Raw genomic sequence first — 13,889 nt, forward strand, 5'->3', positions numbered from 1 at the left:
AAAAGAATCTCCAGCATGGGGAATAACCGGCGGGCGTACGATAGTTACTGAAAGCAACTATCCCTGCCGGCCATTTCCCCACCCTTGGAGTTTCCATGCCCAAAGCCCCCGCGGCGCGACCTGCCGGAGAAGCGCTGACGCAGCGCCAGATCGTGACCGTGATGGTGGGACTGATGCTGGGCATGTTCCTCGCCTCGCTGGACCAGACCATCGTGTCCACCAGCATCTACACTATCGCCAATGACCTGGACGGCCTGTCGCTGCAGGCCTGGGCAACCACTGCCTACCTCATCACGTCCACGGTCAGCACGCCGCTGTACGGCAAGCTGAGTGACATCTTTGGCCGGCGGCCCCTCTACCTCATTGCCATCGCCATCTTCCTAGTTGGCTCGCTGTACGCCGGCTCGGTCAACTCCATGACCGAGCTGGCCTTCGCCCGCGGCGTCCAGGGCCTGGGTGCGGGCGGCCTGCTGGCGCTGGCGCTGACCATCATCGGCGACATCGTCTCGCTCAAGGACCGGGCCAAGTACCAGGGCTACTTCATGAGCGTGTTCGGCATCTCGTCGGTGCTCGGTCCGGTGGTGGGCGGCGCGTTCGCCGGTTCCTCGAACATCCTGGGCTTTGACGGCTGGCGCTGGGTGTTCTTCATCAACCTGCCCATCGGCCTGGCGGCACTGGCCGTGGTGTTCCTGTTCCTGCACCTGCCGGCAAAGCACGTCAAGCAGAAGATCGACTACTGGGGCGCCGCCGCCATCACCCTGGCGATTGTGCCGCTGCTGCTCGTGGCCGAACAGGGCCGCAGCTGGGGCTGGACGTCCCTGAACTCGTTCCTCTGCTACGGACTCGGCGTGGCGGGCATCGCCTGGTTCCTGCTGGCCGAAAAGCGGGCCGGCGACTCCGCCCTGATCCCGCTGCGGCTTTTCCGGAACACCACCTTCGGGCTGTCCTCGCTGCTCAACTTCATCATCGGCATCGGCATGTTCGGTGCCATCGCCATGCTGCCGCTGTACCTGCAACTGGTGAAGGGGCTGACGCCCACCGAGGCCGGCCTCATGATGATCACCTTCACCGTGGGCATCCTGACCGGGTCCATCACGGCCGGGCGGACCATTTCGGCGTCGGGAACCTACCGGATCTTCCCTGTCATGGGCACCGGCATCCTCACCGCGGCGGCCGTGGTGATGGGCTTCTCGCTAGGCGTGGAAACCGCCCTGTGGGTTCCGGGCGTCATCGCCGTCTTCTTCGGCGTGGGGCTGGGTTTCTGCATGCAGCCGCTCACGCTGGCCATGCAGACCTCGGTTCCGCCGCGGGACATGGGCGTGGGCACCTCCTCCGCGGCCTTCTTCCGGTCCATGGGCGGCGCGGTGGGAACGGCCGTGTTCATCTCCCTCCTGTTCAGCCTGGCTGCCCGCCGGATCGCTGACAGCATGAAGTCAGCGATGGCCGATCCCGCTTACCTGGCCGTGCTGCAGGACCCGGCCGTCGCCGCGGACCCGGCCAACGCCAAGCTCTACGAGTTCTTTCGTGACGGCGCCTCCAACGAGTCCCTGAACGACACCAGCTGGCTGCACACCGCGAACAGCGTGCTGACCCGGCCCATCACCGAGGGCTTTGCCTACTCCATCGATGTGGTGATGTTCACCGCCGCGGCCCTCACCGGCATCGCGTTCCTGATCAGCTTCGCGCTCCCCAACAAGAAGCTCACCGACCAGAGGGCGGCCTCTCCGGAGGCGGCAGCCGCGGCAGCGCACTAACTGCCCCCGGCAGAAGGAGGACGACGACGGCGGCGCGGCCCGCCGTCGTCGTCCCCTATTAAGGGGCGCAGGCTGCCAAGTGGAACCTAGGGCGGTGACGTGCCACACTGTTTAGCGCGTGTGCGCCGGCCCTTCTTGCCGGTACCGCAGCCGACGACGTCCGCACCGCATTCCACCAAACCCAAACCCAGGGAGAACCATGCCCACTGCCCAGGAGCAGACCACCGCCCGGATACCGCAGCGGGTGATCTGGCTGGCGCTTGCAGGGGCGGTGGGCGGATTCCTTTTCGGCTTCGACTCGTCCGTAGTGAACGGTGCCGTCGACGCCATGAAAGACGAATTCGCGCTGTCCGAGGCGGTGACCGGGTTTGCTGTCGCCATTGCCCTGCTGGGCTGTGCCGCCGGCGCCTACCTCGCCGGCAAGGTGGCAGACCGGTACGGCCGCATCCCCGCCATGAAGCTCGGCGCCCTGCTCTTCCTGGTCAGCGCCCTCGGCACCGGATTCGCGTTCAGTATCTGGGACCTGATCTTCTGGCGCCTGGTGGGCGGACTGGGCATCGGCCTGGCCTCCGTGATCGCGCCGGCCTACATTTCCGAGATCTCGCCGCGCAAGATCCGCGGCCGGCTCGCGTCACTTCAGCAGCTGGCCATCACCACCGGCATCTTCGCCGCCCTGCTCTCCGATGCCTTGTTCGCGACCAGCGCCGGCGGCGCGGACCAGGCGTTCTGGCTGGGCATCGAGGCCTGGCGCTGGATGTTCCTGGCCGCGGCCCTGCCGGCCGTGGTCTACGGCTGGGTTGCCTACACGCTCCCGGAGTCCCCGCGTTTCCTGGTGTTCCTGGGCAAGGAGGACGAGGCCCGCAAGGTCTTTGACGCGATCGCTCCCGCAGAGGACACCGACCGGCACATCCGCGACATCCGGGAAGCCATCGAGGAAGACAAGCTGGCCGGCCAGAAGGGCTCGCTCCGCGGCAAGGCGTTCGGGCTGCAGGCGGTGGTCTGGGTGGGTATCATCCTCTCCGTCCTGCAGCAATTCGTGGGCATCAACGTGATCTTCTACTACTCCACCACTCTCTGGAAGGCCGTAGGCTTCCAGGAGAAGGACTCGCTGACCATCTCCGTGGCGACGTCCGTCACCAACATCCTGGTCACCCTGGTGGCCATTGCGCTGGTGGACCGAATCGGCCGCCGGCCCATCCTTCTGGCCGGTTCCGTGGGCATGGCCGTGTCCCTGGGCGCCATGGCTCTGGCCTTCGCCTCCGCTGTTGGCACGGGTTCCGAACTGACCCTTCCGGGCGCCTGGGGCCCGGTTGCCCTGGTGGCCGCGAACGTGTTCGTAATCAGCTTCGGCGCCTCCTGGGGCCCGCTGGTATGGGTGCTCCTGGGCGAAATCTTCCCCTCCCGGATCCGTGCCCGCGCCCTGGGCCTGGCCGCGGCAGCCCAGTGGGTGGCCAACTTCGCCATCACCCTCAGCTTCCCCGTGATGGCTGCCGGTTCCCTGCCGCTGACGTACGCCATGTACGCGCTGTTCGCGGCGGCGTCGTTCTTCTTCGTGATGTTCAAGGTGCCGGAAACCAACGGGATGTCCCTGGAGCAGGCCGAGACGCTGTTCGTACCCAAGGGCTCCGTGAAGGCCTAGACGCCCGCTCACTTCCGGCGGTTCTGGAGCCAACGCCCGCTCACTTCCCGCGGCATTACAGCGCCAGCTTCATGCCTTCGTGGCTTGCCTCGAATCCCAGGCGCTCATAGAAACGGTGTGCGTCGGTCCGGGACTTGTGGGTGGTCAGCTGCACCAGCGCGCAATCCCGCCGCCGGGACTCGTCAATGGCCCAGCGCACCATGAGCTCTCCGATGCCCCGACCGCGCCAGCCGCCACCCACCCGGACGCCTTCGATCTGCGAGCGCCAGGCACCCTGCCGGGATATGCCCGGGAGGAAGCTCAGCTGGAACGTGGCAATGACCGGACCGGCAGCTTCGCCGCGCGGCACCACTTCGCCCACCACCAGCAGGTGGGCCGGATCGCCGTCGATCGCTTCGAAGGCCCGCTCGTAGGGAGCCATATCCCCACCGGTTTCACGGCCCGCGCCCAGTGCGTCGTCAGCCAGCAGGCATACGACGGCGGGAAGGTCGGCACGCGTGGCGCGGCGGAGGCGGAAGGTGCCGCCGTCGACGTCGGCGGTCAGCAAAGGAGGCAGGGCATCAGGGGCGGAAGTCACCGGACCAGCCTTGCACAGGAGTGAGCGGGCGTCCGGCTCATACCCGCCAGAAGTGAGCGGGCGTCCGGCTTCTACCCGCCGAAGCTGAGAGAGGGTCGCTGTTTAGGCTGATAGGTGGTGGAATCACAACGACGACGCCGGCACTTGCGGAAGTGCCGGCGTCGTGCGTTGAGCAATACGTCGGGCGCTGCGGACGCAGGAGCGGGGTCAGGCGGGCGTGCGCGCCACCTCCGCCTGCCGCTCCTCCACCAGGGTGGCGACGGCGCTGAACAGCGGGTGCCCGGGCTCCAGCCCGGTGATTTTCGCCGTGGCGTCCGCGGGGCCGTTGGCAGCCAGGATGCCGGCCAGTTCCGTTGCCTCGGTGTCTGCCGGATCGTTGAAGCGCAGGGCAGCGGCGATGGCACCGAGCAGGGCTTCCGGGACCATACCGCGCTCCGCCAGTTCAGCGGCCGGGCCGATGAACCGTTCATGCCGGCCGAGCTTCCGCAGCGGCGCACGGCCCACCCGGTTGACGGTGTCCGGCAGGTGCGGGTTGGAGAACCTGGCCAGGATCTTCTGGACGTAGGCCTCCTGCTCGTCGTTGCTGAAGCCATGCTTGGTCACCAGCAGCTGCTTGGTCTCCTCCAGCACGGCACGGACGTCCTCTGCCACGTCCTGGTCGGCCATCGCATCGGAGATCTTTTCGATGCCTGCCTCGAACCCGAAATAGGCTGCTGAGGCGTGGCCCGTGTTCACCGTGAACAGCTTCCGCTCGATGTAGGGCGAGAGTTCGTCCACGAAGGTTGCCCCCGGGATGGACGGGGCGGCACCAGCGAAAGGCGTCCTGTCGATGACCCACTCGTAGAAGGTCTCCACTGTGACATCAAGGCCCTTGCCGGCTTCCTGGTTGGGAACGATCCGGTCCACCGCTGTGTTCGCGAACACCGCACGCCCTTCCAGTGCCCCGTTGGCAGCCTCCGGACGGGAGGCCACCTCCCGGGCCAGGATGTCCGAGGCATTGATGGCGTTCTCGCAGGCCATGACCTGCAGCGGCGCCATCCCGTCTTCGCGTGCGGCGATGCCCCTGGCGATGACCGGCGCCACGAACTTGAGGATGTGCGGGCCCACGGCCGTGGTGACGATATCGGCCGTGGAGATCTGCGCGACGAGTTCGGCTTCCTGCGTGTTCGAGTTCAGTGCGCGGAAGTTGTCCACGGTCCGGACGGCGGGGTTCTCCCCCACTTCGTGGACCTGGTAGCTGTCCGCCTCCGCGAGCTGCGCGATGAGGGCATCAGCCACGTCCGCGAAGACCACCTCGTACCCTGCGTCATGCAGGAGCAGTCCAACAAAGCCGCGGCCGATGTTCCCGGCACCGAAATGTACAGCCTTCACTATGCGTTGACCTTTCCGAAGAGCTCCAGGACTTCGTCCACGGATCGGGCGGCTTCCAGTCGGGCCACCTGCTCCTTGTTGGTGAAGACCTTCGCGATGGAGGACAGGATGTGGAGGTGTTCGTTGTTGACGCCTGCAACGCCCACCACGAACTTCACCTGCTTGCCGTTCCAGTCGATGCCCTCGGGGTAGCGGATCACGGACACCGCGGATTTGCGGATGTGGTCCTTCGCGGCGTTTGTGCCGTGCGGGATGGCCAGGAAGCTGCCCATGTAGGTGGAGACGGACGCCTCGCGCTCATGCATGGCCGAGATGTAGCCCTCATCCACGGCGCCGCGGGCCAGCAGCAGCCGGCCGGCTTCGTCGATGGCAGCGTCACGGGTTGTGGCCGAGCCGTCCAGCACCACGCTTTCGCGGGCCAGGATCTCGCCTCCGCCGGACGCCGTTCCAGTATCCGCACCTGCCGCAGCACCCGCGGCCGCACCTGTTCCTGCCGCCCCTCCGGAGGTTCCGGCAGCAGGCTCGGTGCCCGGCACAGTACCGTCCCCGGCGTTGCTTTCCCGGACCAGCTCAACGATCTCGTCGTAGCGAGGGCTGCTCATGAAGTTGTCCACGGAATAGTGGACAGCGCTGGACGTGGCGGGCTTGGCCCGTTCGGTCAGGTCCTGGTGCGTGATCACCACATCGTAGGTGTCGCTGAGGTTGGCGATGGAGGCGTTGGTGACCTTGACGTCCGGGAAGCCGGCCGCCTTGATCTTGTTCCGGAGCACGGAGGCGCCCATGGCACTGGAGCCCATGCCGGCGTCGCACGCGAACACGATGTTCTTCACCGGTCCGGCCAGCACTGCAAGCCCACCGCCGGCTCCCGTGCCCGTCAGGGTGGAGGCAACGGAGCTCTTCTTGCCCTTCATCTGCTCCATCCTGGCGGTGGCGTCATTGAGGTCGACCTCGTCGCTGTGCTTGGTGGTCTTAAGGATGATCGCGGCTACCAGGAAGGACACTGTTGCCGCGAGCAGGACCGCGAGGATGACCCCCACATAGCTGTCACGGGAGGTCTGGGCGAGCACCGCGATGATGGATCCCGGGGCTGCCGGTGCAACCAGGCCGGAGTTGGTGATAGCCAGGGTTGCGACGCCGGTCATGCCGCCGGCGATGGCGGCCAGGATCAGCAACGGGCGCATCAGGACGTAGGGGAAGTAGATTTCGTGGATGCCGCCGAAGAAGTGGATGATCACGGCACCGGGGGCGGAGGCCTTGGCGGCACCGCGGCCAAAGAACATGTAGGCGAGCAGGATGCCCAGGCCCGGGCCGGGGTTGGCCTCGAGCAGGAACAGGATGGACTTGCCCTGCTCCAGGGACTGCTGCACACCCAGCGGGGTCAGCACGCCGTGGTTGATGGCGTTGTTGAGGAAGAGCACCTTGGCCGGCTCAATGAAGATACTGGTCAGCGGCAGCAGGCCGTTGTTGACCAGGAACTGCACCACATTGCCCGCGCCGGTGCTGAAGGCGGACACCAGTGGTGAGATGCCGTAGAAGCCCAGCATGGCCAGGAGGGCACCCCAGATACCTGCCGAGAAGTTGTTCACCAGCATCTCGAAGCCGGGGCGGATCTTGCCGTCCCAGATCGAGTCGATCTTCTTCATGGTCCAGCCGCCCAGGGGGCCCATGATCATGGCGCCGATGAACATTGGGATGCCGGCACCGACGATCACGCCCATGGTGCCGATGGCCCCCACCACGCCGCCGCGGGTGTCGTAGACCATCTTGCCGCCGGTGTAGCCGATCAGCAGGGGCAGCAGGTAGGTGATCATTGGTCCCACGAGGCCGGTGTTGGGCTCGCCTTCGGCGTTGGTGCCGAAGCCGCCCAGTTCAGGAACCGGCAGCCAGCCCTTCTCGATGAAGAGCGCCGTGATGAGGCCCCAGGCGATGAATGCACCGATGTTGGGCATGATCATTCCGGACAGGAACGTTCCGAATTTCTGGACGCCCACCCGCATGCTGGTGCGGGGTTTCGCAACTGTTTCTGTTGCCATGTGATTTCCTAACCGTCTGTCCTGCTGCTGTGCAGGATGGTCCGATGGTGACGAGCGACGTATTGCTGTCTAGCGGGGTAATGCGCAGGAGGCTGCTTCAGGCCGGGCTGGTGGAGATCCTGTGCAGCCATTCGAGGAAGAGTTTGAGTTCCGAGCTCGAGAGCTGGTCTGAGTGCGAGGCCTGAAGTGCGGCGTTCAGGGCGATCGCAGCCACCACTACCGAGGACTTCCCGGTCTCGCCCGGAACCGGGCCCGTGGAGGGCTCGGCGGACACCGCGAAGATCATGGCGTCCCGGGTCATGGTGGACAGTTCGAGGTTCCGTTCGGAGGCGGGCTCCGCAATCAGCATCAGCGTCACGCCCACGTTGGCCGCCAGGATGGACCTGGCCGCTTCCCGGGGCTGGACGTTCAGCTGGCCCGCCGCCGCTGCCTTGTTCAGCATCTCCTCCATCAGGGCCTCGGCATCGGCAACGATGGCGGGGCGGCTCTCCGGACGGATATTGCCGAACATCACCAGGTACAGCTCCGGCTGGTTCAGCCCGAACTGCACATGGTTGTCCCACATTCTCCGGATGTCCTCAAGCGGGTGCCCGGAGGGGGCGAAATCCCTTTCGCCCGCGACATATTCCTCAAAACCCGCGGCGACGACGGCGTCAAACAAGCCTTCCTTGTCGCCGAAGTGGTGGTACAGGGTGGGAGCCGAAACCCCTGCCAGCTGTGTGATCTGGCGGGTGGAGACGGGAGCTCCCGCGGACTTTGCCAGCAATTCGGCCGCCGCACGCAGCAGTCGCATTTTGGGGGGAAGCTGGCCATCCAAACTCATAACCGCTACCCTAGCACCTATAGCATTGCTATATGAACTGAATCACATACAATTTTTTCAGGCACGTTTCCCGCCCTGGACGTAGCAGTCCCCGGGTGGTGCCGGCACGGCGCCGGAGATCATGACGCGCCTGGCTACCGGAAGAGAATGAGGACCTTCAGTGCAGAACTTCCCAGGAGTAGGCGTCAGTCCAGGCCGCGTCATCGGACTCATCCGGCAGATGCCGAAACCGATCAGCGAACCTCCCGCCGGTGAACAGCTGGCACCGGGCACGACGGCCGAGGAAGCAACTGCAGCCCTGAAGGCGGCATCCCAGGCAGTACACGATGAACTGAAGGCACGCGCCGCCCACGCAACCGGCGATGGCAAGGCAGTCCTCGAAGCCACCGCACTGATGGCCAAGGACACCATGCTGATCAAGGGCGCCAGCAAGCTCATTGCCCGCGGGGTGTCCAGCGAGCGCGCCATTTGGGAATCCGGCTCCTCAGTTTCGGAAATGCTGCATAACCTGGGCGGTTACATGGCCGAACGGGCCACCGACGTCCTGGACGTACGTGCCCGGATCGTCGCTGAACTCCGCGGTGTCCCCGCGCCGGGCATCCCCAGCGCCAACTCACCATTCATCCTGGTGGCCGAGGACCTTGCCCCGGCCGACACAGCCACCCTGGACCCCAACAAGGTCCTGGCCCTGGTGACCTCCGGCGGCGGCCCGCAGTCCCATACCGCCATCATTGCCCGCTCCCTTGGCCTCCCCGCCGTGGTCGCCGCGGTGGGCGTGGACGAACTCCCGGACGGCACCGAAGTCTACGTGGACGGGGCCGCCGGCAACATCACCTCCCAGCCCGACGGATCCCTGCGCGCTGCAGCGGAAGCGTGGGCGGCCACGGCTTCCCTGCTGGCCGAGTTCAGCGGTACGGGCGCGACGGCGGACGGCCACCTTGTGCCGTTGCTCGCCAACGTGGGCGGCGGCAAGGACGCCGAGGCGGCCGCCAAGCTGGGCGCCGAGGGCGTGGGCCTGTTCCGCACGGAATTCTGCTTCCTGGAGCGGGACACCGAGCCCAGCGTTGAAGAACAGGCCGCAGCCTACAAGAGTGTTTTTGATGCCTTCCCGGGCAAAAAAGTGGTCCTGCGCACCCTTGATGCCGGCGCGGACAAACCGCTGCCGTTCCTGACTGACTCCACTGAACCCAATCCGGCCCTCGGTGTCCGCGGCTACCGCACCGACTTCACCACGCCCGGGGTCCTCGACCGCCAGCTGGAAGCAATCGCCCTGGCGGAGAAGCAGTCGGAGGCTGACGTGTGGGTGATGGCACCCATGATCTCCACGGCAGAGGAGGCTGCCCACTTCGCGTCCATGTGTACAGGCGCCGGAATCAGGAACCCCGGGGTGATGGTGGAGGTCCCCTCCGCTGCCCTGACGGCCGAGTCCATTCTGCGCGAGGTGAACTTCGCCAGCCTGGGCACCAACGACCTCACCCAGTACGCCATGGCGGCCGACCGACAGCTGGGGCCGCTCGCCAACCTGAACACCCCGTGGCAGCCGGCCGTCCTGCGCCTGGTGGGGCTCACCGTTGAAGGCTCCCGGGCAGAAGGCAGCGGCAAGGCGGTGGGCGTCTGCGGCGAGGCTGCCGCGGACCCCGCCCTCGCCGTCGTGCTGACGGGCCTGGGCGTGAATACGCTGTCCATGACCGCGCGCTCCATCGCGGCCGTGGCCGCCGTCCTGAAGACCGTTACGCTCTCCGAGGCGCAGGAACTTGCCAAGCTGGCCTTGTCCGCACCGAGCGCCACTGAGGCCCGGGCCTGGGTGCGGGAGAAGCTGCCCGTCCTGGAGGAGCTGGGGCTCTGATCAGGCGCTGACGCCGAACTCGTCCACCGCACGGACCCATCCGCTGATGGTTTCCGCTGCGGCTTCGGGGGCGGTGTGCTGGAAGACGTGGCCCTGCCCGGGGATTTCGCCGGCGGTGCCCTGCGGGGCAACGCCGGCCAGGCGTGCGCACCACGGGCGCCGGGCGATCGGGTCCTTTTCGCCCCGGAGAACCAGCACGGGCTGGCTGACGCCTGCCAGGCGCTCCGTGATGGGGTATTCCATCATCACCGGCAGCTCCGTGAGGTACCAGCGCAGGCCGGCCCGGAAGTAGTCGCCGAACACGATGACGTTGGCGGACAGGGATTCGCTGAACATCGCATCCCTGGTCAGTGCCAAGGACTGCCGCGCCACCGACTTCCGGCTGTCATCCACCACCGGCCCCATCAGGACGACGCCGGACACCTGGCCGGGTTCCTGCAGGGCCAGGTCCACTGCCAGCTGGGTTCCCATGGAATGGCCCACGGCCACATAGCTTCGCACCCCGGCGCTGGCCAGGACGGCAGTGACGAAGGCAGCATAGTCTTCAACCTCCAGCCTCCGGCGGGGGCGGTCCGCATTGCCGAAGCCCGGCAGGTCAAGGGTGTAGACGTCCGCTGTCTTGGCCAGCTCCTGATGCAGCCGGGCCAGGTAGCGGTGGGAGACGCCGATACCGTGCAGCAGCACGTACGTAGGCCTGGCCCCGACAGCGGCAGGCAGGACCGAAGCATAGAGCTTTCCATGCAGGCCGCCGTGTTCCACATCTTGTCCGCCACTCAATTCCATCAGCCGAGCATACCGTCCGCCGCAGCAGGGCACGGGTAGGCTGAAATCATGGCACTGATAGCTCCCCGGATGACCGGCGCCCTTCCAGGGGAAGATGCCGACAGGCTCCAGCGGGCACTTGCGGGCAGCGATGACATCACTGTTTTCGTGGACGGCACTGTCCACCGGCTGCCGCCCCTGGCGCGGGACGCCGTCGTCGATCTGCTCCACCGGTTCGGCCGCGGCGAAGCGGTGACCGTCAGCAGCGTTGAGGAAATGCTGACCACCTCCAAGGCGGCGGAACTGGCCGGCATTTCGCACACCTACCTCCGCAACATGACGGACCGCGGCGAAATCCCGGTGGAATACCGCGGCTCACACCGGCGCATCCCGCTGGCGGCCATCATGGCCTGGCTGGACAAGCAGAAGCTTGAACAACAGAAACTGGAGCAGCAGAAGAAGGAATCCAGGAGGAAGGCAGGCCCGCAGGAAGCGGTGGACGGGCAGGACGCCTAGATCCTTGGCCGGCCTGCCCAGCGCCGCATCTTCAGGGCTGCGTGGAGTTCCAGCCGGGGCAGCCCCTTGAGCGGGTCCACGCCCAGGAGCTGCCGGATCCGGCCCAGCCGGTTGTAGATGCTGCTGCGGTGCAGGTGCAGCCGGGCGGCAACGTCCTGCACCGAGCCGTCGTTGTCATAGAGGAGTTCCAGGACGGGAATGAGCTCACCGTTGCGGTCGTGGTCCTCCAGCATCCGGAAGTAGACCGAGCCGGAGTCCGCCCAGGCGCCAACCCCTCCCCCGGCCGAGGCCAGCAGCTGGTACACGCCGGCGGCCCGGCAGTCCACCAGCTCGCCCAGTTGCGGGTCCACCGCCGCAGCCTGCGCCGCAACCCTGGACTGGCGGTACGCCTCTGACAGCTGGCGGGTCCGGCTGAAGCCTTCGCTGATGCCCAGGATGATGCGGTGGACCGGCCGGCCCGAGCGTTTGGCCAGTTCCAGCTGGTAGTGCACCAGCACCTGGGCGTGGTTGGCCCGGCCTGTCGATTCGCGGAACAGCACCACCGAATGCGTCTCGGTGCCGGCGCTGAACAGGGCGGCATCAACACCCACGGTGGCCTGGAGCGCGGTGGAGCGGTGGGTCAGGGTGGCGGCAATGGGATCGGGGCCGCTGGCCCAGCCGTCGGCGTCGAGGACCGTGACCATCTGCCAGGGCCCCTTCCCCTGGACTTCCTTCCACCCGGCTACGGCAGCCACCGCGTTTGGTTCCCCGGCGCAGGCAGCCAGGAACTCCCGCTCACGGCTCCGCCGGTACTCCGATTCGGCCGTGTTGGAATCCAGCAGCAGCCCGGACAGCAGTTCCAGCTCGTGGTTGACTGCCGGGAGCTGGGTGAGGATTGCAGCCGGATTTTCCTCCGCCGAGTCCTGCTGCACCCACAGGTATCCCACGCGGAAACCGCGGACCATCAACGGGACGCACACGCGGCCCAGCATCCCCAGGTCCGGGTTGGCCGGGACCACCACGGGCCGGACGGCGGTGGCGATGCCGTGCGAGAGTTGCCAGGCGCTGACGTCCGCCGGCACCTTCTTGCTGAGCAGGAAGTTCACCCGCACCCGGTCCGCGTGGGACTGGTTGGAGCTGTAGGCGAGCAGCACCCCGTCCAGGTCCTCGAGGGACAGCCCGCGGCCGAGCTTCTGCGCCACCTGCTCCACGAGCTGCTCCACACCCTGCTGCATGGGGCAACACTACTGCTTTTGAGCGGGCGCGGACGAACGGACAGCAGGCGACACCTGACGTTCCAAGGCTCGACATCTGTCGAATGAAAGCCGATAAAATCGGCAGAATTCCGCGGTTCTCCCCACACGTCCACCACTACTCCATGTCGGCTGGCTCACAGCCGGATTTATCGTGGAAACACAGAACCTTCCGCACTTTCCGGCCCACACGGCCGAGAACCTGGAGCCCACGATGATCATCGGTGTCCCCAAAGAAATCAAGAACAACGAATTCCGGGTGGCCATCACTGCCGCCGGCGTCCACGAGTTCCGCACCCACGGCCACACGGTCCTGGTGGAGCGCGGCGCGGGCCTCGGCTCCGGCATCACCGATGAGGAATACTCGATCGCCGGTGCGGAAATCGTCAACGAGGCGGACGACGTCTGGGCCCGTGCGGACATGGTCATGAAGGTCAAGGAGCCGATCAAGGCCGAGTACCACCGCTTCCGCAAGGGCCTGATCCTCTTCACCTACCTGCACCTCGCCGCCGAGCCGGAACTGACCCGCGAGCTCATCAACTCCGGCGTCACGGCCATCGCCTACGAAACCGTGCAGGAGGGGCGCACCCTGCCCCTGCTCGCGCCCATGTCCGAGGTCGCGGGCCGGCTGTCCGTCCAGGTGGGCGCCTCCTCGCTGATGGCACCCGCCGGCGGCAAGGGCATCCTGCTGGGCGGCGTGCCCGGCGTCCGCCCTGCCAAGGTTGTTGTGCTGGGCGCCGGCGTTGCCGGAACCAACGCTGCAGCCATGGCGCTGGGACTCGGCGCAGACGTCACCATCCTGGACATCAACATCAACCGGCTCCGCGAACTGGACGCCCAGTACCAGGGCCGGCTGAAGACGGTGGCCTCGAACAAATACGAGATCGAGAAGTCCGTTGTGGACGCGGACCTGGTGATCGGCTCGGTCCTGATCCCCGGCGCGAAGGCCCCCAAACTGGTGACCCACGACCTCGTGGCGCGGATGAAGCCCGGCTCGGTCCTGGTGGACATCGCCGTTGACCAGGGCGGCTGCTTTGAGGACACCCACCCCACCACGCACCAGGAACCCACCTACAAGGTGCACAACACCATTTTCTACTGCGTGGCGAACATGCCCGGCGCCGTCCCCAACACCTCCACGTACGCGCTGACCAACGTCACCCTGCGCTACGCGGTGGCCCTGGCCAACCTCGGCGTCAAGGCCGCGTTCGACCGTGATCCTGCCCTGGCGGCAGGGCTCAACATCGCCGCCGGCCACGTTGCACACCACTCGGTTTCGGAAGCCCACAACCTGCCCCTCGTGGCCGACTGGCACGAACTCGTCTCGGCGTAACAG

Annotated in this window: 11 protein-coding genes; 5 read left to right on the plus strand and 6 right to left on the minus strand. The window is 66.5% G+C overall.

The genetic code is table 11. The features are described from left to right. Positions 1-95: 95 nt before the first annotated feature. Positions 96-1,754: an MDR family MFS transporter gene (locus tag AC5RT3_RS07900; protein WP_494123943.1), complete on the plus strand. Its 1,659-nt coding sequence runs from the start codon at positions 96-98 to the stop codon at positions 1,752-1,754. 199 nt (positions 1,755-1,953) lie between these two features. Then, positions 1,954-3,393 (plus strand): sugar porter family MFS transporter, encoded by a 1,440-nt coding sequence (locus AC5RT3_RS07905; RefSeq protein WP_494051883.1) that lies wholly within the window; start codon positions 1,954-1,956, stop codon positions 3,391-3,393. A 55-nt stretch (positions 3,394-3,448) separates the two neighbouring features. On the opposite strand, the gene AC5RT3_RS07910 is transcribed toward AC5RT3_RS07905, so the two are convergent. The 4 genes from AC5RT3_RS07910 to AC5RT3_RS07925 form a co-directional block, all read right to left on the minus strand. Continuing rightward, positions 3,449-3,970: a GNAT family N-acetyltransferase gene (locus AC5RT3_RS07910; RefSeq protein ID WP_494051884.1), complete on the minus strand. Its 522-nt coding sequence runs from the start codon at positions 3,968-3,970 to the stop codon at positions 3,449-3,451. A 207-nt stretch (positions 3,971-4,177) separates the two neighbouring features. Next, complete coding sequence (locus tag AC5RT3_RS07915; RefSeq protein ID WP_494051885.1) at positions 4,178-5,341, minus strand: mannitol-1-phosphate 5-dehydrogenase; 1,164 nt, start codon at positions 5,339-5,341, stop codon at positions 4,178-4,180. Continuing rightward, positions 5,341-7,374 carry a PTS mannitol transporter subunit IICBA gene (locus AC5RT3_RS07920; RefSeq protein ID WP_494051886.1) on the minus strand — a complete coding sequence of 678 codons (2,034 nt, stop codon included), beginning with the start codon at positions 7,372-7,374 and terminating at the stop codon, positions 5,341-5,343. Before AC5RT3_RS07920 ends, AC5RT3_RS07915 begins: the two co-directional genes overlap by 1 nt. A gap of 97 nt (positions 7,375-7,471) precedes the next feature. Next, positions 7,472-8,197, minus strand: coding sequence for a TetR/AcrR family transcriptional regulator (locus tag AC5RT3_RS07925; protein ID WP_494123944.1), 726 nt, complete (start codon positions 8,195-8,197; stop codon positions 7,472-7,474). Between the two features lie 160 nt (positions 8,198-8,357). On the opposite strand from AC5RT3_RS07925, the gene ptsP reads away from it, so the two are divergent. Beyond that, positions 8,358-10,043 (plus strand): phosphoenolpyruvate--protein phosphotransferase, encoded by a 1,686-nt coding sequence (gene ptsP / locus AC5RT3_RS07930; protein ID WP_494123945.1) that lies wholly within the window; start codon positions 8,358-8,360, stop codon positions 10,041-10,043. Here the strand turns inward: ptsP and AC5RT3_RS07935 are convergent, their stop codons facing one another. Next, positions 10,044-10,826, minus strand: coding sequence for an alpha/beta fold hydrolase (locus AC5RT3_RS07935; RefSeq protein WP_494051889.1), 783 nt, complete (start codon positions 10,824-10,826; stop codon positions 10,044-10,046). Positions 10,827-10,874: 48 nt separating this feature from the next. Here AC5RT3_RS07935 and AC5RT3_RS07940 point away from each other — a divergent pair, with 48 nt between their 5' ends. After that, positions 10,875-11,321 carry a helix-turn-helix domain-containing protein gene (locus AC5RT3_RS07940; RefSeq protein ID WP_494051890.1) on the plus strand — a complete coding sequence of 149 codons (447 nt, stop codon included), beginning with the start codon at positions 10,875-10,877 and terminating at the stop codon, positions 11,319-11,321. Here AC5RT3_RS07940 and AC5RT3_RS07945 read toward each other — a convergent pair. Further along, complete coding sequence (locus AC5RT3_RS07945; RefSeq protein WP_009357948.1) at positions 11,318-12,535, minus strand: PucR family transcriptional regulator; 1,218 nt, start codon at positions 12,533-12,535, stop codon at positions 11,318-11,320. The two genes, AC5RT3_RS07940 and AC5RT3_RS07945, sit on opposite strands and share 4 nt — an antisense overlap. A 232-nt stretch (positions 12,536-12,767) precedes the next feature. Between AC5RT3_RS07945 and ald the strand changes: the two genes are divergently transcribed. Continuing rightward, positions 12,768-13,886 (plus strand): alanine dehydrogenase, encoded by a 1,119-nt coding sequence (gene ald / locus AC5RT3_RS07950; RefSeq protein ID WP_494052014.1) that lies wholly within the window; start codon positions 12,768-12,770, stop codon positions 13,884-13,886. The last annotated feature ends 3 nt before the right edge of the window (positions 13,887-13,889 follow it).

The organism is Arthrobacter sp. Y3221159, assembly GCF_059089885.1.